19 protein-coding genes are annotated in these 18,529 nt (G+C 45.9%); 18 read left to right on the top strand and 1 reads right to left on the bottom strand.

Features of this window, described 5'->3' with window-relative positions; genetic code table 11:
- Window positions 1-232 precede the first annotated feature (232 nt).
- The 18 genes from BM241_RS10370 to tkt all read left to right on the top strand — a co-directional run bounded on the left by BM241_RS10370 (window position 233) and on the right by tkt (window position 17,595).
- Entirely contained in the window at window positions 233-817 is a 585-nt protein-coding gene (locus BM241_RS10370) for a 50S ribosomal protein L25 (protein ID WP_177206156.1), read from the top strand.
- 122 nt (window positions 818-939) lie between these two features.
- Window positions 940-2,061, top strand: coding sequence for a PRK06851 family protein (locus BM241_RS10375; protein WP_143094088.1), 1,122 nt, complete (start codon window positions 940-942; stop codon window positions 2,059-2,061).
- Window positions 2,062-2,179: 118 nt separating this feature from the next.
- The gene (locus tag BM241_RS10380) at window positions 2,180-2,608 is read left to right on the top strand and encodes a hypothetical protein (protein WP_025748496.1); all 429 of its coding nucleotides are present in this window, start codon (window positions 2,180-2,182) and stop codon (window positions 2,606-2,608) included.
- Between the two features lie 270 nt (window positions 2,609-2,878).
- Window positions 2,879-4,387 carry a threonine synthase gene (gene thrC / locus BM241_RS10385; protein ID WP_025748495.1) on the top strand — a complete coding sequence of 503 codons (1,509 nt, stop codon included), beginning with the start codon at window positions 2,879-2,881 and terminating at the stop codon, window positions 4,385-4,387.
- Window positions 4,388-4,390: 3 nt separating this feature from the next.
- Window positions 4,391-5,965, top strand: coding sequence for an NAD+ synthase (locus BM241_RS10390; protein WP_092282721.1), 1,575 nt, complete (start codon window positions 4,391-4,393; stop codon window positions 5,963-5,965).
- Between the two features lie 15 nt (window positions 5,966-5,980).
- Window positions 5,981-6,898, top strand: a complete 918-nt coding sequence (locus BM241_RS10395; RefSeq protein WP_092282722.1) for a helix-turn-helix transcriptional regulator — start codon at window positions 5,981-5,983, stop codon at window positions 6,896-6,898.
- Between the two features lie 109 nt (window positions 6,899-7,007).
- A complete protein-coding gene (locus tag BM241_RS10400; protein ID WP_025748492.1) occupies window positions 7,008-8,102 on the top strand; it encodes a DUF362 domain-containing protein in 1,095 nt (364 codons plus the stop codon).
- A gap of 179 nt (window positions 8,103-8,281) precedes the next feature.
- Window positions 8,282-8,500, top strand: a complete 219-nt coding sequence (locus BM241_RS10405; RefSeq protein ID WP_025748491.1) for a spore coat associated protein CotJA — start codon at window positions 8,282-8,284, stop codon at window positions 8,498-8,500.
- Window positions 8,497-8,784: a spore coat protein CotJB gene (locus BM241_RS10410; RefSeq protein ID WP_025748490.1), complete on the top strand. Its 288-nt coding sequence runs from the start codon at window positions 8,497-8,499 to the stop codon at window positions 8,782-8,784. Before BM241_RS10405 ends, BM241_RS10410 begins: the two co-directional genes overlap by 4 nt.
- 1 nt (window position 8,785) lies before the next feature.
- On the top strand, window positions 8,786-9,358 hold the full coding sequence (locus tag BM241_RS10415; RefSeq protein WP_092282723.1) for a manganese catalase family protein: 573 nt from the start codon (window positions 8,786-8,788) through the stop codon (window positions 9,356-9,358).
- A gap of 113 nt (window positions 9,359-9,471) precedes the next feature.
- On the top strand, window positions 9,472-9,666 hold the full coding sequence (locus tag BM241_RS10420) for a hypothetical protein (protein WP_092282724.1): 195 nt from the start codon (window positions 9,472-9,474) through the stop codon (window positions 9,664-9,666).
- A gap of 263 nt (window positions 9,667-9,929) precedes the next feature.
- On the top strand, window positions 9,930-10,130 hold the full coding sequence (locus BM241_RS10425; RefSeq protein ID WP_025748487.1) for a hypothetical protein: 201 nt from the start codon (window positions 9,930-9,932) through the stop codon (window positions 10,128-10,130).
- A 292-nt stretch (window positions 10,131-10,422) separates the two neighbouring features.
- Window positions 10,423-11,190 (top strand): SDR family oxidoreductase, encoded by a 768-nt coding sequence (locus BM241_RS10430; protein ID WP_092282725.1) that lies wholly within the window; start codon window positions 10,423-10,425, stop codon window positions 11,188-11,190.
- A gap of 54 nt (window positions 11,191-11,244) precedes the next feature.
- Window positions 11,245-12,084 carry a L,D-transpeptidase family protein gene (locus BM241_RS10435; RefSeq protein ID WP_025748485.1) on the top strand — a complete coding sequence of 280 codons (840 nt, stop codon included), beginning with the start codon at window positions 11,245-11,247 and terminating at the stop codon, window positions 12,082-12,084.
- Between the two features lie 348 nt (window positions 12,085-12,432).
- Window positions 12,433-13,227: an HAD-IIA family hydrolase gene (locus BM241_RS10440; protein WP_025748484.1), complete on the top strand. Its 795-nt coding sequence runs from the start codon at window positions 12,433-12,435 to the stop codon at window positions 13,225-13,227.
- 210 nt (window positions 13,228-13,437) lie between these two features.
- Window positions 13,438-14,319, top strand: coding sequence for a nucleoside hydrolase (locus BM241_RS10445; RefSeq protein WP_092282726.1), 882 nt, complete (start codon window positions 13,438-13,440; stop codon window positions 14,317-14,319).
- Window positions 14,320-14,441: 122 nt separating this feature from the next.
- The gene (locus BM241_RS10450) at window positions 14,442-15,422 is read left to right on the top strand and encodes a diaminopimelate dehydrogenase (RefSeq protein ID WP_025748482.1); all 981 of its coding nucleotides are present in this window, start codon (window positions 14,442-14,444) and stop codon (window positions 15,420-15,422) included.
- A 181-nt stretch (window positions 15,423-15,603) separates the two neighbouring features.
- Window positions 15,604-17,595 (top strand): transketolase, encoded by a 1,992-nt coding sequence (gene tkt / locus BM241_RS10455; protein WP_092282727.1) that lies wholly within the window; start codon window positions 15,604-15,606, stop codon window positions 17,593-17,595.
- 178 nt (window positions 17,596-17,773) lie between these two features.
- Here the strand turns inward: tkt and BM241_RS10460 are convergent, their stop codons facing one another.
- The gene (locus BM241_RS10460) at window positions 17,774-18,286 is read right to left on the bottom strand and encodes a flavin reductase family protein (RefSeq protein ID WP_092282728.1); all 513 of its coding nucleotides are present in this window, start codon (window positions 18,284-18,286) and stop codon (window positions 17,774-17,776) included.
- Between the last annotated feature and the right edge of the window lie 243 nt (window positions 18,287-18,529).

The raw sequence follows: 18,529 nt of genomic DNA on the forward strand, positions 1-18,529 counted from the left end.
ATAAAACTGCTGGAGGCTCTTTTAGGTCAAGGACGGGCGCAGCCCGGCGATAGCGAATCCTTGACCTAAAAGAAGCCGGAAGCAGTAAAATTTAAAGATTAGTGGTGATAATTTAACCTGATTCTAGCCAGAGGGAATTTTACACAAAAATTTGGACTTGATCAATCCATACGAATAACTTCTTTTATTTTAATAGACAATAATGTTTATTAAAGTAAAAGGAGGGGATGGTATGAGAGTAGCAACGCTCACTGCTTTGCCAAGAAATGAAAAGGGCAAGAAGGCAAGACGGGAGGGTTTTATCCCCGGCGTTGTTTATGGCAGGGAAATCAAGAGCTTGCCCGTCAAGTTTGTGAAGCGTGAATTTTTAAAAGTTTTAAGAGAGCATGGAGAGAGGCCTAGAGTTAAACTGATAATAGATAATCAAGAGAAGATGGCTCTGGTTAAGGATATAGAGAAAGAGCCGATTATGGGTGAGGTGCTTCACGTGGACCTGCAGCTGGTGGCTGCAGGGCAAAAGATTACCTGTGATATACCCATTAAGTTTATCGGACGCGAAAAGTTAAAATCAAAGGGATTGATACTTCAAGTCAATATAGACAGCATAAACGTTACCGGTGAAGCGACCGTCATTCCTGAGCACTTTGTAGTGGACGTGGGCGATAAGAATAACGGGGATGTTGTGACGATTGAAGACCTAAATATTCATCCGGAAATACAAATAACGGACTTGCCGGAGGATGCCATAGCTGTTATAACCTCGGCTGAGGAGGAAACTTCTGAAGAAGGTGAAGAGTCTGAGACCGCTTCTAGCTAAAAGAGCAACGCTTGATTCAAGCGTTGCTCTTTTTTTATCCTTAGTTGAGTTCATCATATGCAGTTGATCCAACGCATATAATATCAGAGAGTGATATTCGATATGAGGTGGGAGGAGTATCTGTGAAATCAAAACCAAATATTAGATGCATGTTTGCTGGCGGGAATACGCCCGATGGTTTTGTAAATTACTTTGGAGAGATACTGGAGGCCAATACAAACAGGATATTTATAATAAAAGGTGGACCAGGGGTAGGCAAGTCGACTTTTATGAAAAAGATTGGCCAGGATTTGCTTGATAGGGGATATGACGTTGAATACTTTTATTGCTCCTCGGATCCCCATTCCCTTGATGCTGTAGCGGTACCCGATTTAAAAGTGGCCATAATGGATGGTACAGCCCCTCACGTGATGGATCCACGGTATCCAGGAGCTGTCGAGGAGATTATCTATTTTGGCGATTACTGGAACGATGATGTGCTGGTTGCCAACAGGGAGTACATAATTGACTGCACAAATCGAATAAAGGACCTATTCAATACGGCCTACAGCCAGCTTAAAGAAGCCAGAGTCGCTTATGATGAATGGAAGGGCTACGTGAAAAGCTGTGTGGACAGGGCTGAATATCAACGGCAGGCCGACTTGCTCATCAGAAAAGTGTTTAAAAGATTTGATGTTTTGGGCAAGGATGGCCGGGCAAGGCATTATTTCGCCTGTGCAATCACCCCTTCTGGTATAAAGGATTATACTGATACCTTGCTCAAGCCCGGCATGGATGTATATCCCGTTTACGGTGGACCGGGTTCGGGGGCCAAGGAACTGTTAAGCAGGGTTGCGCACATAGCTGAGTGGCAGGGATTTTTCACCGAAAGGTCGCACTGCCCTATTGAGCCCCAGGATTTGGATATGGTGATTATACCTGAGCTTAACGCTGCTGTCATAAATATATGGGAGCCATTTCGTAGCGCTGTGCCTGAGGGCCATGGAATAAACCTTGGGGAAGGCATAGACCTGTCAGCGTGTCTTAACGAGGCAAACCTGGATGAAGAGCGCAGGAGGGCTTTATCAGGTGCCCACGAGAGATTTTTGGAACTGCTTGATCAAGCTATAAGCAATATTGCACAGGCCAAGGCTGTTCACGACCAGCTGGAGAGCTATTACATTTCAGCCATGGATTTTGAAAAGATTGAACAGGTTCGCCAGCGGATTGTTCAGCGCATGCTGAAATACGGAAAGGGCCGCTAGAGCCCTTAATTTTATACAATTTTATGCTTATTTTTTGTGATGCTTTTCTATGGTAACCCTGCTGGTAGTGTGGTATAATATAACCAAACCCTAACAAAAATTACGGGAGGCGGTCAACATGATACATTTTATCATTGGCCCGAAGGGAAGCGGGAAGACCAAGAAAGTGATTGAAATGGCGAATCGGGCCATAGAGGAAACCAAGGGGAACGTGGTGTTTATCGACGGGGATTATCGGAAGATAACGGGTCTGAAGTACCAGGTTCGGTTCATCAACGCCAGGGAGTTCGGGTTGAAAGACCTAAATGTGCTGTACGGGTTCTTGTGCGGGATCATTGCGGGGGATTACGATATCGAGCATGTTTATATCGATGGGATCATTGAAGATTTAGGGGGAGATATAAAGAGCATAGAGGATTTTGTGACGGATGTGAAAAAGCTTTCGGACAAATTCAATATACAGTTTGTGATCACCATGAGCGGCACTCCCGAGAGCGTACCTGTTTTCCTGAAAGAGTATATGCTAGAAGAAGAATGCATAGCATAAAGAGGGCTTAAAGGGAAACTTAAAGGAAAACAAGGTATTTTAGCCGAGGGAAAGCCCTTGGCTTTCTTTTTGATGATGCCTCCCGTACTTTATGAAACATCTCAAAAAGGATTCCAACTCTGTAATATTCACAAATAGCGTAGCTGATAAATGGGACTTTTCCCATAAGTAGGGCTAAAAAAGGGAAAAGTTTTTTTATTTGACGAGAAGTTTGCGAGGGAGTATAATGAATCAAAAATCCCAATATACACTGAATGGTAGGAGAGGGATATGCTGTACAAAAGCACGCGTGGAGGAGATGCCAATCTGCCTTCTATGGATGTTATCAAGCAGGGGATTGCCAGCGATGGAGGGCTGTTTGTACCCGATGAGATTCCCGGTTTGTCCATGGACGACTTCAGGATGCTGGCGCAGGAGGGTTACCGTGAAAGGGCAGTAAAGGTCCTTTCGCTGTTTTTGACCGATTATTCGCAGGAGGATTTAACAAGGTGCGTGTATTCAGCCTATAACCTGGAAAAGTTTGATGTGCCCGATATTGCGCCTGTATTGAAGCTTGACGACCAGCTTTATATTTTGGAGCTGTGGCATGGGCCGACCTGTGCATTTAAGGACATGGCCCTGCAGCTTCTCCCACATTTAATGGTCACGGCTGCAAAGCGAACCGGCGAGAAGGACGATATTGTGATCCTTGTGGCCACGTCGGGGGATACCGGCAAAGCGGCGCTGGAGGGGTTTAAAGACGTCTCTGGAACCCACGTTGTGGTGTTTTACCCTAAGGAAGGGGTAAGCTCCATGCAGCAGCTCCAGATGATAACTCAGGAAGGTGCCAACGTCCATGTGGTGGCTGTGGAGGGGAATTTTGATAGCGCGCAGTCGGGTGTAAAGGCCATATTTGCCGACAAGCAGCTGGAACAGAAAATGGAGCAAAAGGGATACCGCTTCTCATCTGCCAACTCCATAAACTGGGGAAGGCTGGTGCCCCAGATCGTTTACTATATATCTGCATGGCTTAATATGCTGAAGGCTGGTGAGATATCAGAGGACCAGCTGGTGGACGTGGTTGTACCCACCGGCAACTTTGGCAATATTCTGGCGGCCTATTACGCTAAGAGGATGGGTGTGCCAATACATCGCCTGATTTGCGCTTCCAACAGAAATAAGGTACTTGCTGACTTTATCAACACGGGTATATATGACCGCAGGAGGGAATTTTATAAAACCATATCGCCTTCTATGGACATTTTGATATCCAGCAACCTGGAAAGGTTGTTGTTTGAGCTTTCGGGTGGTGACCACGAAAGAGTGAAGACGTGGATGGCCAGCTTACAGAGCGAGGGCCAATACAGGATAGACGATGATAGCCTGCACAGGCTTCAGGAGGTCTTCTGGGGAGGGTATGCCGATGATGCCCAGACCCTTCAGGCCATACGCAGCACATACCAGGAATATAACTATGTTTTGGATCCCCATACGGCGGTGGGAAAATGGGTTTATGATGAGTACAGGAGGCAGACGGGTGATGACCACAAGGCGATACTGGCCTCAACTGCCAGCCCATTTAAGTTTGCAGGCGATGTTTTGAGGGCCATACTGGGGCAGGACGCAGTAGAGGGCCGGGGCGAATTTGAATTGCTGGATGTTTTAAGCCGTGTATCGGGCTTGAATATTCCACTGAGTTTGGCGGGATTGAAGGAGAAGAACATCAGGCATACCATTTCATGCAGACAGGATCAGATGAAAGATGTGGTAATTGAACTGCTTAAGATCGACGAGGTGTAGAGCATGAGGATAGCTTTGGTTCAGCTAAATCCTGTTGTAGGCGACTTGAAAGGAAATGCGTCGAAGATTATAGAATTTATAAAAAGTGCCAGGAGTTTGAACTGCGATTTGGTGGTATTCCCTGAGCTCAGCTTGATCGGCTATCCGCCTCAGGGGCTCCTCAAGCTGAAGGATTTCACGCGGGATTGCCAGGCGGCATTGCGTCAGGTTGTCGAGCATACCGACGGGATAGGGGTGTTGCTCGGCACAGCCCTACAGGATGATAAAAAGGGGCTGTATAGCGCTGCGCTGCTAATAGAAAACAGGCAAGTGGTGGGGTACACTGCCAAGCGCAAGCTGAAGGTTTTAGGCGCTTTTGATGAGGCCTGCTATTTTGAGCCGTTTTGTGGAACTGACAGCCTGGCCTTTAGAGAATACAAACTGGCTGTGACTGTGGGAGATGACGTATGGGGCGATGCCGAATACAGGGGCGTTGATTTGATTATCAACATTTCGGCTAGTCCTTATTGTTACGGTCAATTTAAGTGGCACAATGACATTTTGGTCCGTGTTGCGAAAAAGATTGGAGCCCCCCTGGTGTATGTAAATCAGGTGGGAGGCAACGATGACTTGGTATTTGCAGGTACAAGCAGGGTGTTTGACGAAAAAGGGCAATGTATGGTGCAGGCACAGCCCTTTGTAGAGGAGATGGTGGTCTTCGATTTGGGCGGTGTTCATTGCCCGTTGCCCTGCCTGCAGGAGGATATCTCATGGCTGTATAAAGCGTTGGTTTTGGGAGTCCGCGATTATTTTTCAAAGAATGGCTTTAAGAAAGCCGTATTAGGCTTGAGCGGCGGCGTTGATTCGGCTTTGGTGGCCTGTATAATGGCTGATGCTCTGGGGCGGGAAAACGTGCTGGGCGTATATATGCCTTCCAGGTATTCTTCAGAGCACAGCAGGCAGGATGCTCAAACCCTGGCAGAAAACCTGGGGATACAGTACAGGGTCATCCCTATTGAGGATATCTTTAAAGAATATTTGAAGGTGTTTAACGGTTCACCGTCACCTGTGGGTGATGTGGCCGAAGAGAACGTTCAGGCAAGGATCCGCGGGAATCTGCTCATGTTTATAGCCAATCGAGAGGGGCGGGTGCTGGTATCTACCAGCAACAGGTCTGAGACATCGGTCGGCTATACCACAATATACGGCGATATGTGCGGTGGCCTTGCGCCCATTGCAGATATACCTAAAACTGTTGTCTATGATGTCTGCAGCTATGTAAACCGGGATCAAGAGGTCATTCCGCACAATACTTTGATTAAGCCGCCATCGGCCGAACTGCGCCCCAATCAAAAGGACCAGGATTCTCTGCCACCATATGACGTCCTGGATGCGGTACTCAGCATGTATATAGATGAGGGGCTGTCTGCCGACGAAATTGTGGCCAGAGGTTATGACCGCTTGGTGGTGTGCAACATTTTGAATATGGTACAGCGCAGCGAATACAAGCGCAGGCAGGCTCCTTTAGCCATCCGTGTCTTCAGCCCTATTGAGAAGGCCGGCAGAAATCCGGTGGTTCATGGATATCGCTGGGAATGATGTGGTGAGCGTTTTATGGAGATATATGATATGCGCTCCCCTGAGCTGTTTACGGAGGACCTGGTGCCGTGCATCATGGGGTATTACTATCGCAGCTTTAACAATCAATATACCATGACTCCCCATAGGCATAAACAGGTAGAAATCATGTATGTCGAGCAGGGCGAATGCAGCGTTGAGGTGGAAGAACAACGGCTGTTTATGCGGAAGGGGGAGTTCGTCTTTATAAACGGCGATGTTCCCCATCGCCTTTTGGTTGAAGCAGGGCATCCCTGTAAAATCCTGAACATCGAATTTGTTTTCGTACCCAACAGAGGGGAATTTTTTTCGTTTGGCGCTTTTTGTCGCAAAATATCCGATCCGCCCATATGCTTTTTTGAGGATGCGCCTTATTATATCTTGAAAGATACCGAGGAGATTTACTGGTTGCTCAAAAGGATGATAGCTGAGCTGGATGGGAATCGTGGAACGGCACAGATTTCAACCAACCTGCTGTTCTGGCAGCTCATGCTGCAGATTACAAGGATAATAGAAGAACAGCGCCTGGGGAGTTCAGATCCACAGATGGCTTATGTGCGAAGTGCCATTCACTTTATCCATAAATCGTATCACAGGGATATAAAGGTAGAGGATATTGCAAAGCGCGTCGGGCTCAACAGGAGTTATTTCCACAGGATATTTAAAGAATACATGGGGGTGACGCCGGTTGAATATCTCACGCGCGTGAGGATCAACCGCGCAAAGGATTTGCTTATCAAGACCAACCTTTCCATGAACGAGGTAGCTCAAAACATAGGGATAAGCAGCCAGCAATACTTTACCTATCTTTTTAAAAAAGAGACCGGTATGTCTCCGGCAAGGTTCAGAAAGCTTTTTGAGGTGGATTATTTTCAGCGTAAAAAAGTTAAGGCCGACGAGGCCGGGTGTGAATGAGGATACTTATGTCTGTGAAGTGGTTTATCCCGGGTATGATGAGGAGAATAAGATCAAACCATAGGAGCCTGCTGAGGCTTGAGGAAAGCCCAAAGGGGAGGTATAGCGCTTGAACTATAACCAGATTATGGTCATATACGGCAGTGAGCCACAAAAGATGGTCCCAACATTGCTGGATGCGGTGGGATTGGTTGATGAGCTTAAAAAGGATTTTGTGATAGGGATTAAGCCCAATCTCGTAGTGGCCAAGGAATCCTCGTCCGGAGCCACCACTGATCCTGAATTGGTTGGGGCTGTGGTGGAATACCTGAAGGTGCATGGATTTAACAACCTGCTAATAATGGAAAGCTCCTGGGTGGGAGACAGTACAAGGCGGGCTTTCAAGGTATGCGGCTATGAGGAGATTTCCCGCAAGTATGGTGTTCCGCTTATAGACCTTAAGGAGGACGCTTACAGGGAAGTCAGAGTGGATGATTTAACTTTGAGGGTGTGTAGCAAACCCCTTGAAGTGGATTATTTAATAAACATGCCGGTGCTCAAGGCTCACTGTCAGACCAGGCTGACATGCGCTCTGAAAAACTTAAAGGGATGCATACCGGATAGCGAAAAGAGGCGTTTTCATTCTCTGGGGCTGCACAAACCCATTGCCTGTCTCAGCGCGGTTGTAAGGGCGCATTTGACTATTGTAGATGCCATAGTGGGGGATTTGACCTTTGAAGAGGGAGGTACGCCGGTTCAAATGAACCGGATTATCGCGGGTAAGGACCCTGTGCTGGTGGATGCATACGCTGCCCAGCTTATAGGGTACGAAAAAGACGATATAGCCTATATTTCAATGGCCGAGAAGCTGGGAGTGGGCTCAGCTGATGTGACAAAGGCGGACATCGTAGAACTAAATCAGAATACCAGCGGTGGCAAGAAACTTGAGGCATCAAGACGGGTGGCGAGCTTGGCAAAATATGTAGTAGAGAAAGACGCCTGTTCGGCTTGCTATGGAAGCCTTATTTACGCGCTGGAGCGGTTAAGGGAAAGAGGGCGATTGGGTGGATTGAAATCCAAGTTATATATCGGGCAGGGGTTTAGAGGGCAAAAGCTTGAAGGTATTGGCATTGGTTCGTGCACCCGTGGATGTAGCACCTGTCTGCCAGGGTGTCCCCCAAAGGCCAGGGATATTGTAGAGTTTCTTGAAAGGCTACTCAAGTAAAGTTTGCATGATGCTCTTTTGCAAAAATTAAACAGGTACATCGTCAAAGATGCCCTGTATACAAGGGCATCTTTTTTTATTTTCAATTTAAGCCGTGTAACATTTTGGCGCTGCGCAAATATAATGGCAAATAAAGGAGGATATATAGATGAATATGCAAATAGAAGGGGGTACTGCATATGGACTGCCGATATCCAAGGCATTATCCGCCGCGAGCGCCCTATATGTACTGTGATTATCCGATGAGGAAAGAGGTGGAGCTGGCGGAAGCTTATATACCTTATCAACAGTATACCATTAGCTTTTCACCAATGGAAGCACTGCATGCGGGAACCATGTTTCCAGAACTGGTAAGGCCATATGAAAAAAAGGGGTGTGAAGGAGGGAAAGGCAGATGAATCATACTCATGCTGACAACGAAAGAAGAGAGCTGTTAGAACAGATAAGGGCAATTGAATTTATGACAATAGATCTCAATCTCTATCTGAATACTCATCCAAACGATCGCAGGGCGTTGAATGAGTACAATTATTACACTCGTCAATTGCAGGCACTTAGGAAAGAATATGAAATGCGTTATGGGCCTTTGACCAACTTTGGATACTCATTAAGCCAATACCCATGGGCTTGGATTAACGAACCCTGGCCGTGGGAAGAAGATCACTATATGGAGGGATGTTAAGATGTGGGTTTATGAGAAGAAATTACAGTATCCTGTGAGAATAAAGAATCCAAATCCCAAGATGGCAAAGTATATTATTACACAATACGGAGGACCCGATGGGGAACTGGCGGCTTCGCTTAGATATCTTTCCCAGAGATATCACATGCCCATTCCAGAAGCCAAGGGAGTGTTAAACGATATAGGTACCGAAGAACTAGCACACTTCGAAATAGTTGGTGCTATGGTCTACCAACTGATGAAAGGTGCTCGCCCTGAAGAAATTAAGATGGCTGATATGGGCACGTATTACGCTGATCATGATAATGCCGTTTATCCAAGCACTGGTACAGGCGTGCCTTTCACTGCTGCTTATATTCAGTCCAAGGGTGACCCAATAGCAGACCTTCATGAGGATTTAGCAGCTGAGCAGAAGGCGCGTGCAACATACGAAAATCTCATCAAGCTTGCTGATGATCCAGATGTGATTGATCCTTTGCGTTTTCTAAGGGAGAGGGAGATTGTTCATTTTCAGAGATTCGGAGAAGTGCTACAGAAGGTTCGAGAATATATGGAATCCAAAAAGTATTTTTAAGGCGTAATGGATAGGGCTGAATATTCACAGTTTTTTATACTCTGACATATATTGTTTAATGAAGGAGAGCCAGAAGGCTCAATAAGAAAAGTATTTAAAGGAGGTATGGTTATATGGGTTTCTTTGGTGACAGGAGATTAGGTGACGACGACAGCTTGCTCTTTTTCTTCTTACTGCTGGTGATCATATTCTGCAATTGTGGAATATTCAGGGATTCTGATGAGCTGTTGTTCTTCTTCCTGATCCTGGTGTTCTTGTTTAATGGAGACTGCATCTTTAGAGGAATTAGAGACTCCAAAGAATGCTAAAACGTTGACTGTGGCAAAAAGAGGGAGTGCTGCAGTATGCACGCTCCCTCTTTTTTGATATCTCCGACAAGATCAAAATTACAAGCTCGGAGCTTTTTATGCGGCTTAAAACAAGGTTATTCCAGTGTAACTACCAAACTCTGGGGTATATAATGGATAGCATTAAATATTCACCTTTTTTTATACTTTGACATATATTGTAGTAAAGACAGAAATAAAAGACCAAATCAGGTAGTACTAATCATTAAAGGAGGCATGAGTATATGAGTTTCTTTGGAAGGAGATTAGGTGAGAAGGACGACAGTTTGCTCTTTTTCTTCTTACTGCTGGTGATCATATTCTGTAATTGTGGGCTATTTAGGGATTCTGATGAGCTGTTGTTCTTCTTCCTGATCCTCGTGTTCCTGTTTAATGGTGATTGCTTCTGCCGAGGATTTGGAGGAGTATCGACAAAAGAAAGCTAAGGTATTGATTAGGGAAGAAAGGGGGAGTGCTGCAGTATGCACACTCCTCCTTTCTTGTTTGCCTGTTTATAGGTGCATTATATCCATAGGCTTTGTTCTTTATTAAATAAAATTTTTTAGCGAATTAACAATCCAAATTAGAAGAATTTGTAACTGCAGTTAATATGCTTGGAAATCTAGCAAAGTAGAATTACGAACTGAAAGTTAATAAACAAACTTGTTTATAACGGGTTATCTTAATGTATAATTATGAGTAGATATTATACTATAGAGGTATAGAGGTGATGTAATTATGAAGTTTAAGGATAAGACTGTCATCGTTACGGGTGGAGCACAGGGAATAGGCATGGCTATTTCGCTGGCTTTTGCAGAAGAGGGAGCCAATGTGGTGATAGCCGATATTGATGAGGAAGCAGGAGAGGAACATGTAACCACTATTCGGGAACGGGGTGGACAGGCCATATTTATACCTACTGATGTATCCAGGGAGGATGATGTAAAAAATTTGGTCGAGCAGACGATAAAAGCGTATCATGGAATACATATATTGATCAACAATGCGGGTATTGGAAGCAGCGGTACGCTTTTTACCCGTCCCATGGAGGAATGGGATAGGGTGATAGGAGTTAATCTGCGGGGACCTTACATGATGGCAAAATACTGTGCACCCGAGCTCATGAAGGCAAATCCCGGGGTTATAATCAATATAGCCTCTACCAGGGCTCTTATGTCTGAACCGCACACCGAACCTTATTCGGCTTCAAAAGGAGGCCTTTTGGCCCTTACTCATTCTCTAGCCATCAGTTTGGGCCCAAAGGTCAGGGTTAATGCCATTAGCCCGGGATGGATTGAGGTATCTCAATGGCGGAAAAAATCTCAGCGCAGAGAACCCAACCTAAGGCCCCAGGACTTGGCTCAGCACCCTGTGGGAAGGGTTGGCAAGCCGGAAGATATCGCCCAGGCTTGTTTGTTTTTAGCATCGCCTGCCGCAAGCTTTATCACGGGTACCAATTTAATTATAGACGGCGGTATGACAGTCAAGATGATTTATGAAGAATAGGATAACATAAACCCTTATCACCCCTCATAGAATTGAAATAAAGGGGGTGTGGGGATGACCTATTCCAGTCGGTATTTGAGAATAGCTGATCCCTTAATGGAAGGTATCGATGTTCAAAATGTTCAACAGCGCCTTAAAGAATTGGGTTTTTATGAAGGTGATGTAACCGGTATCTACGATAGGGAAACCGCTGAAGCGGTTCGAAGATTTCAACAACAGAATGGATTGACTGCCGATGGCATAGTGGGCCCTGATACTTGGAATGCCATCGGCATAAGCCCGGAATTCCTTGGGTTTTTTAGCTCTGAATACAATATCACAGTGGATTTAGAGCAAAAGGAGTTGACACTGAAACAGGGTGAACGGTTTATCAAAGTATATCCTGTGGCTGTCGGAAAACCTTCTACTCCGACTCCTACGGGTAACTGGAAAATTATTCAAAAAACTGTCAATCCTGGAGGCCCTTTTGGTGCCCGCTGGATGAGGTTAAGTATACCTTGGGGAGGCTATGGGATACACGGCACTGACCAACCCGAGACCATAGGGACGGCGGCGAGTCATGGTTGTATCAGGATGTTCAATGAAGACGTGATTGAGCTGTATGATATTGTACCTCTTGGGACGGCGGTCAATATCGTCGGTGTGACCTTTACAGGGAGGGTACTGTATCTGGGTGTGGAACCGGGTGAGGATGTAAGAAGGATACAGGAGATATTGCAGGCTTTAGGCTACTATGATGGACCTCTGGATGCTGTTTACGATGAGGAGGTCAGGGATGCGGTACTTGAGCTTCAAAGGGATTACGGTTTGACTCCCGATGGTGTAGTGGGGCCTAATACATATGGGGTATTGGAGAAGCTAAACGATATACTGCTGAACGACCAGGAGCCTTAAATCTACGTGCTTTTATATGATTTTTATATGAGTGCCTGGTATTAGTGTTTTTATAAAATTGTAAAACATGGTTTAAAAGGGATGAAAGCATCTCTTTTTTTGTTTTTTGGAGGATTTAAGTGCTAATAAAAAACGGGTAGGGGGAAATCTTTTTTTAAAATTAGGAATCTAAAACTTATAGAATTTATGATAAAATATTCTCTAGCTACTCCGACGACCTGCCGCTTCAATTTTCTTACTTGAAGAGTGATAGTACAGGATCGCTTAAATAAGAGCCAAACGGGTTTAGCGGAATTTTTTATGCGCGATTCAATATAAAAACTGAGATAAAAAGGGGTACATGATAATATGCTGAGCAACATAGCAAATGTATTGAAAGATAAAAAGTATTTCATACTGGACATGGATGGCACCTTTTATCTTGGAGATAGGCTGCTGGAGGGTTCTCTTGATTTTTTAGAGCGCGTGGAACAGGCAGGCAAAAGCTATCTCTTTTTTACCAATAACTCATCTAAGAATGCGCTGGTGTATCAGCAAAAGCTGGCAAAGATGGGATGCAATGTGGAGCAATCGAGGATTGTTACCTCGGGCATGGTGACAGTGGAGTATTTAAAGAACAAATATCAGGATTGCAGCGTGTTTTTGCTGGGTACACCGATGCTCTATGATGATTTTAAGAAGAGAGGCATAAAGTTGGTTGAGGATAAGCCCGATGTGGTGGTAGTGGGCTTTGATACTACCGTTACATACGATAAGCTCCGCCGCGCCTGTAAGTTTATTCGCGAAGGGGCGCCGTTCATCGCCACGCATTTGGATTTAAACTGCCCTACCGAGGATGGCTTTATCCCCGATTGTGGCGCTATCTGCGCTTTTATAACGGCTTCCACAGGAGTTAAACCAAAGTATCTGGGCAAGCCTTTTAAGGAGACGCTGGAATACCTGTTGAGATATCTAGGCTGTGCTAAAGAGGATATGGTCTTTATAGGTGATCGGCTATACACCGATATAGCTATAGGGTTTTATCATGGAGTCACCAGCGTGCTGGTTTTAACGGGGGAGACTAAACGGGAAGATCTGGAAAATTCAGATGTTAAGCCTACTCTGGTGGTGGAACGCTTGGCAGACCTTATACCGTTTATATGATAAAAAAACGGACCGCTATATCGCGGTCCTTATGTAAGGGGTTTGGGGGTTTGGGTAACTTTACGTTTATTATCTTAACCAATTTTTCAAAAATTAAACCCCTTGTTCCGAAAAATTTTTAAAAATTATAAAGTAATTTTTTGTGCTATTGAGGTTTACATATGGTACAATGTTAAAGTATAGTATTGCTTTTTAGGCGGGGGGATTGAAATGCCTGTCAAGATTCTTTTGGATACCGATATAGGAAGCGATATCGATGATGCGGTATGTTTAGCTTATCTTTTGGCAAATCCCGAATGCCAGCTGTTGGGTATAACCACGGTGAGCGGAGAAGCCGAAAAGCGTGCAATGATGGCAAGCGTTTTATGCAACATAGCGGGGAAAGATGTGCCCATCTATCCAGGAGCCGAAGAGCCTTTGATAGGCCCCCAGCGGCAGCCTGTGGCGCACCAGGCCAAGGTCCTGGGGAACTGGCGCCATAAAACCAAGTTTCCCAAAGGCGAGGCCATTGAGTTCCTGAGGGGAACAATACGCAATAACTCTGGTGAAGTGGTGCTGTTGTCCATTGGCCCTCTTACCAACGTAGCGCTATTGTTCAAGGTTGATCAGGAAATACCCAAGCTCCTCAAAGGGCTTGTGATGATGTGCGGCGTTTTTACCAATCGGTTGCCAGGAGTGGGGCCTCTGGAGTGGAATGCTATATGCGATCCCTATGCCACCGCCATCGTATATGCCACCGAGGTTGCACTCCACCGTTCAGTGGGGCTGGATGTTACCTGCCAGGTGACCATGAAGTCCGACGAGGTGATGAGAAGGTTTACGTCTCCTTTGCTTGAACCAGTTCTTGATTTTGCTTCTGTATGGTTTGAAAAGACAGACCAAATTACTTTTCACGACCCTCTTGCTGCAGCTACCATATTTGATGACAAAATATGTGCATTTCAGAAGGGAAAAGTGGAGGTAGAGCTTACTCGCGACAGGTTGAAGGGGATGACGCATTGGAGCTTCAACATTGGTGATGGCAAACATGAGGTAGCCGTTGATGTAGACCGCGATAGGTTTTTTGATCATTATTTTTCTGTATTCACTTGACTTCAAGTTGGAATGCTAAGTTTTAGGTTAAAAATGTTTTTTTCTCGATTGCTCGCTAAATAAGTGGCGGACATTGTCGAAATGAACGTATAACTCAATTTAGAAAAATGGAGGGGAATTATATGAAGGATGCAATAAGGGTTGGAATAGTGGGATATGGAAATCTTGGACGGGGCGTTAGGATGGCCGTCAAGCAAAATCCAGATTTTCAGCTGGTGGCCGTGTTTACGCGTAGGTCGCCAGAGCAGGTAGATGCTGATGGCGTTAAAGTTGAGCATATCTCTCGGCTGGAGGATTACAAGGGCCAAATCGATGTGATGATCCTGTGCGGGGGATCCGCTACTGACCTGCCTGTTCAGGGACCGGCCATCGCCGAGATGTTCAATACCGTGGACAGCTTTGATACCCATGCCAGGATTCCCGAGTATTTTGCCAAGGTGGATGAGGCGGCTAGAAGAGGTGGTAACCTCAGTTTGATTTCCACCGGCTGGGATCCAGGCCTGTTTTCATTGATGAGGGTACTTGGGGAGGCCGTCCTACCTGAAGGGCATACATATACTTTCTGGGGTAAGGGGGTCAGCCAGGGGCATTCCGATGCGGTCAGAAGAGTGCCGGGGGTAAAAAACGCCATTCAATACACTATTCCAGTGGAGGATGCCATTCGCAGGGTGCGAAACGGGGAAAACCCTGAACTTACCACTCGAGAAAAGCACGTGCGTGTATGTTATGTCGTTCCCGAAGAGGGAGCGGATTTAAAGCGCATCGAGCAGGAGATAAAGAATATGCCCCATTATTTTGCTGATTACGATACAACCGTATACTTTATTTCCGAGGAAGAGTTTAGAGCTAATCATTCAGGTATGCCCCATGGGGGAATTGTGATTCGCACTGGCAAAACAGGTGAGTCGACAAAACAGAAGATGGAGTTCAACCTGGAATTGGAGAGCAATCCCGAATTTACTTCCAGCGTATTGGTAGCCTACGCCAGGGCGGTTTATCGCCTTTCCAAGGAGGGACAGGTGGGGGCGCGTACCGTATTCGACATTCCCATTGCTTATCTTTCGCCTAAAACCGGTGAGGAGCTGAGAAGAGAGTATCTATAATCTTCAATTGTATATCGATACGGTTGAAAGGCATAATGAGTTTGATTTTGCTTGCTTGACAGGTAAAAGAAAGCCTGGGATAATTAAGTATAGAAGTTAAGGTTTCGTAAAAGCTCACTTTGTATGTACAAGCAGCGATTGGCTGTACATAAATATATAAAATATGGCTGGGAGGTGTACTATGAGAAGCATTGAACAGTTGTGCATAAACACCATTCGCGTGTTATCAGCTGAGGCAGTTGAAAAAGCCAAATCTGGGCATCCGGGTATGCCTTTGGGAGCTGCACCCATGGCTTATACGTTGTGGGCACGGCATATGAAGCACAATCCTTGCAACCCCAAGTGGGTAAACAGGGACAGATTCGTGTTGTCGGCTGGACATGCCTCCATGCTTATCTATTCGCTGCTTCACCTGTTTGGGTATGACCTTACCATTGAGGATATAAAGAACTTCAGGCAGTTTGGCAGCAAGACGCCTGGGCATCCGGAATACGGCCATACGCCGGGGGTGGAGACCACCACAGGTCCGCTGGGTCAAGGGTTTGCCAATGCCGTTGGCATGGCTTTGGCCGAAGCCTATCTTGCCGCCAAGTTTAATCGCCCAGGGTACAATGTGGTGGACCATTATACATATGTTATAGCAGGCGATGGCTGTATGATGGAAGGTATAAGCTATGAGGCTGCATCGTTGGCAGGTACCTTGGGGCTGGGTAAGTTAATCGTGCTATATGATTCCAACTCCATATCCATCGAAGGGTCAACCGATATCGCTTTCAGGGAAGATGTGGGCAAGCGCTTCGAGGCTCAAGGCTGGCAGGTCCTGAAAGTTGAGGACGGAAACGATATAGAGGCCATCGATAAAGCAATTGCTCAAGCAAAGGCCGAGACCACGAAGCCTTCGTTGATCATAGTAAAGACTCAGATCGCATACGGCTGTCCTGCCAAGCAGGGTAAGGCATCGGCTCATGGAGAACCGTTAGGAGAAGAAAACATCAAACAGATGAAAGAGTATTTAGGTTGGCCCAGCGAAGAGCCTTTTTATGTTCCTCCTGAAGTGAGGGAACACATGAATGCCCTAATAGAGAAAGGCAAGAAGGCTGAAGAAGAATGGTATTCGCTGTGGGAAGCGTACTCCAGGGAGTACCCAGAGCTGGCAGAGGAATGGAAGATATGGCACAGCGATGCCTTGCCGGTAGATTTATTGAACGACGAGGAATTCTGGAAGTTTGAAGGCAAAACGGCGACGCGTAATGCTTCTGGAGAGGTTATAAACCGCCTGGCAAGGGTTATACCTAACCTTATCGGTGGTTCGGCCGACCTAGCTCCATCCAACAAGACGATAATGAAAGGGCGCGGTGATTTCTCGGCCGAGGACCGCACTGGTTCAAATCTCCACTTTGGTGTCCGTGAACACGCCATGGCCGCCATTGCCAATGGAATGGCGTTGCATGGAGGGCTCAGGGTATATGTGGCAACCTTCTTTGTATTCAGCGATTATATGAAGGCTGCCATGAGGCTGTCTGCCCTTATGGGTTTGCCTGTGATCTATGTCCTCACCCATGACAGCATCGGGGTGGGTGAAGATGGGCCGACGCATCAGCCGGTGGAACACCTGGCTGCATTAAGGAGCATACCCAATTTCACCGTTTTCCGTCCGGCCGATTCTAAAGAGACGGCTGCCGGGTGGTATGTAGCGCTTACCAGGAGGACAGGGCCCACGGCCCTTGTGCTCACGCGTCAAAACGTGCCCCTGTATCAGGAAACCGGCAAAGAGGCATTGAAAGGTGCATATATCCTTGTGGATTCTGAAAAGGAGATACCCGATATTATACTTATTGCATCCGGTTCGGAGGTGCAGCTTGTGTATGAGGCCCACAAGGTACTTAAGGAAAAAGGGATTGATGCCCGTGTGGTGAGCATGCCGTCGTGGGAGCTGTTTGAGGAGCAGCCGGAAGAATATAAGCAAAAGGTGCTGCCCGATGCTGTAAAGGCCAGGCTGGCTGTTGAAGCTGGGTCCTCGCTAGGATGGCATCGCTATGTTGGGTGCGAAGGCGATGTCATTGCGCTAGATAGGTTTGGTGCATCCGGGCCGGCAGATGTACTGTTTAGGGAATTTGGGTTTACCGTAGATAGAGTTGTTGAACGGGCTTTAAAGCTGCTTAAAAAGGCTTGATAAGATTAAAAAAAGGAGCCGAGTTTCTCGGCTCCTTTGATGTTTATACGTTGAGTTTTGAGTAATTTATGGCACTAGGATGATGTGGGGAAGTAGTCCAAACCTCTCGCACGCGCGGAAATATTATTTTCCAAACTTCTAGTGCTCTATCAACCTCTATTATAAAATGGTTGGCGGTTTATTCTGTCATATAACATGCCACAATTTCACCGAAATAAAACGTGTGATAGTCTGGAGAGGGATACCATTTCTGGATTAGCTGTGCATCCAGGTTTGCAGGTATCATGTCCTGCTTATATACTACTTTGCACTCGTAATGCAGCGGGCACTCTCCTATGATGGGGGCATTCACTTTTATGCCGGGGATTGGCGTGAGATTGCATTCCTTGAATTTGTCAAAATCGCGGCCTGATCTGCTGCCGCAGAAAGCCAACGCTTTTTTTAGGTCCCGATTTAGCGGAATGCTAACGGTAAACTCCCCAGACTTTTCAATAAGGCCATGGGTGTATCTCGATTTTCTGACAGGTACTAAAAATATGGGTTTACCCCAGAAAATTGTGATTCCTCCCCATCCGATGACCATGGTGTTGGCTTTTTCGCCTTTGGAAGACAAAAAGAGTCCCTCTGACTTTAATTGATTTTCTACTTCGAAAATATACTTGTCGTAAGGCACTTCTTTTATATTCCCCATTTTATATTTCCTCCTTTCGAATTTTATCAGCGTTTTACATCTTGGATTAACGATAATGCGGCATCTTAAACTTTTGTTTTTATGGAGTTAAGTCCATATAATTGTGTAAAAAGGGGTTGAGCCACCCCCACCCCTCTGGTTAGAATTAAAAATGTAAAAACCAAAACTAACTGGAGGGATGAGAAATGGCTCAATACAATATTACCATTGATTCTGAAATTTTGCACTATCTTTTTTTAAAAG

The sequence above is a fragment of the Caldicoprobacter faecalis genome, from assembly GCF_900115765.1.
GTDB classification, from domain to species: Bacteria; Bacillota; Clostridia; order Caldicoprobacterales; family Caldicoprobacteraceae; genus Caldicoprobacter; species Caldicoprobacter oshimai.

Coding starts and splice junctions, on each gene's coding strand:
- BM241_RS10370 (WP_177206156.1), top strand. CDS start 233: ATGAGAGTAGCAACGCTCACTGCTTTGCCAAGAAATGAAAAGGGCAAG.
- BM241_RS10450 (WP_025748482.1), top strand. CDS start 14,442: ATGAAGGATGCAATAAGGGTTGGAATAGTGGGATATGGAAATCTTGGA.
- tkt (WP_092282727.1), top strand. CDS start 15,604: ATGAGAAGCATTGAACAGTTGTGCATAAACACCATTCGCGTGTTATCA.
- BM241_RS10460 (WP_092282728.1), bottom strand. CDS start 18,286: ATGGGGAATATAAAAGAAGTGCCTTACGACAAGTATATTTTCGAAGTA.
- BM241_RS10435 (WP_025748485.1), top strand. CDS start 11,245: ATGACCTATTCCAGTCGGTATTTGAGAATAGCTGATCCCTTAATGGAA.
- BM241_RS10420 (WP_092282724.1), top strand. CDS start 9,472: ATGGGTTTCTTTGGTGACAGGAGATTAGGTGACGACGACAGCTTGCTC.
- BM241_RS10405 (WP_025748491.1), top strand. CDS start 8,282: ATGGACTGCCGATATCCAAGGCATTATCCGCCGCGAGCGCCCTATATG.
- BM241_RS10390 (WP_092282721.1), top strand. CDS start 4,391: ATGAGGATAGCTTTGGTTCAGCTAAATCCTGTTGTAGGCGACTTGAAA.
- BM241_RS10410 (WP_025748490.1), top strand. CDS start 8,497: ATGAATCATACTCATGCTGACAACGAAAGAAGAGAGCTGTTAGAACAG.
- BM241_RS10395 (WP_092282722.1), top strand. CDS start 5,981: ATGGAGATATATGATATGCGCTCCCCTGAGCTGTTTACGGAGGACCTG.
- thrC (WP_025748495.1), top strand. CDS start 2,879: ATGCTGTACAAAAGCACGCGTGGAGGAGATGCCAATCTGCCTTCTATG.
- BM241_RS10440 (WP_025748484.1), top strand. CDS start 12,433: ATGCTGAGCAACATAGCAAATGTATTGAAAGATAAAAAGTATTTCATA.
- BM241_RS10380 (WP_025748496.1), top strand. CDS start 2,180: ATGATACATTTTATCATTGGCCCGAAGGGAAGCGGGAAGACCAAGAAA.
- BM241_RS10425 (WP_025748487.1), top strand. CDS start 9,930: ATGAGTTTCTTTGGAAGGAGATTAGGTGAGAAGGACGACAGTTTGCTC.
- BM241_RS10445 (WP_092282726.1), top strand. CDS start 13,438: ATGCCTGTCAAGATTCTTTTGGATACCGATATAGGAAGCGATATCGAT.
- BM241_RS10415 (WP_092282723.1), top strand. CDS start 8,786: ATGTGGGTTTATGAGAAGAAATTACAGTATCCTGTGAGAATAAAGAAT.
- BM241_RS10430 (WP_092282725.1), top strand. CDS start 10,423: ATGAAGTTTAAGGATAAGACTGTCATCGTTACGGGTGGAGCACAGGGA.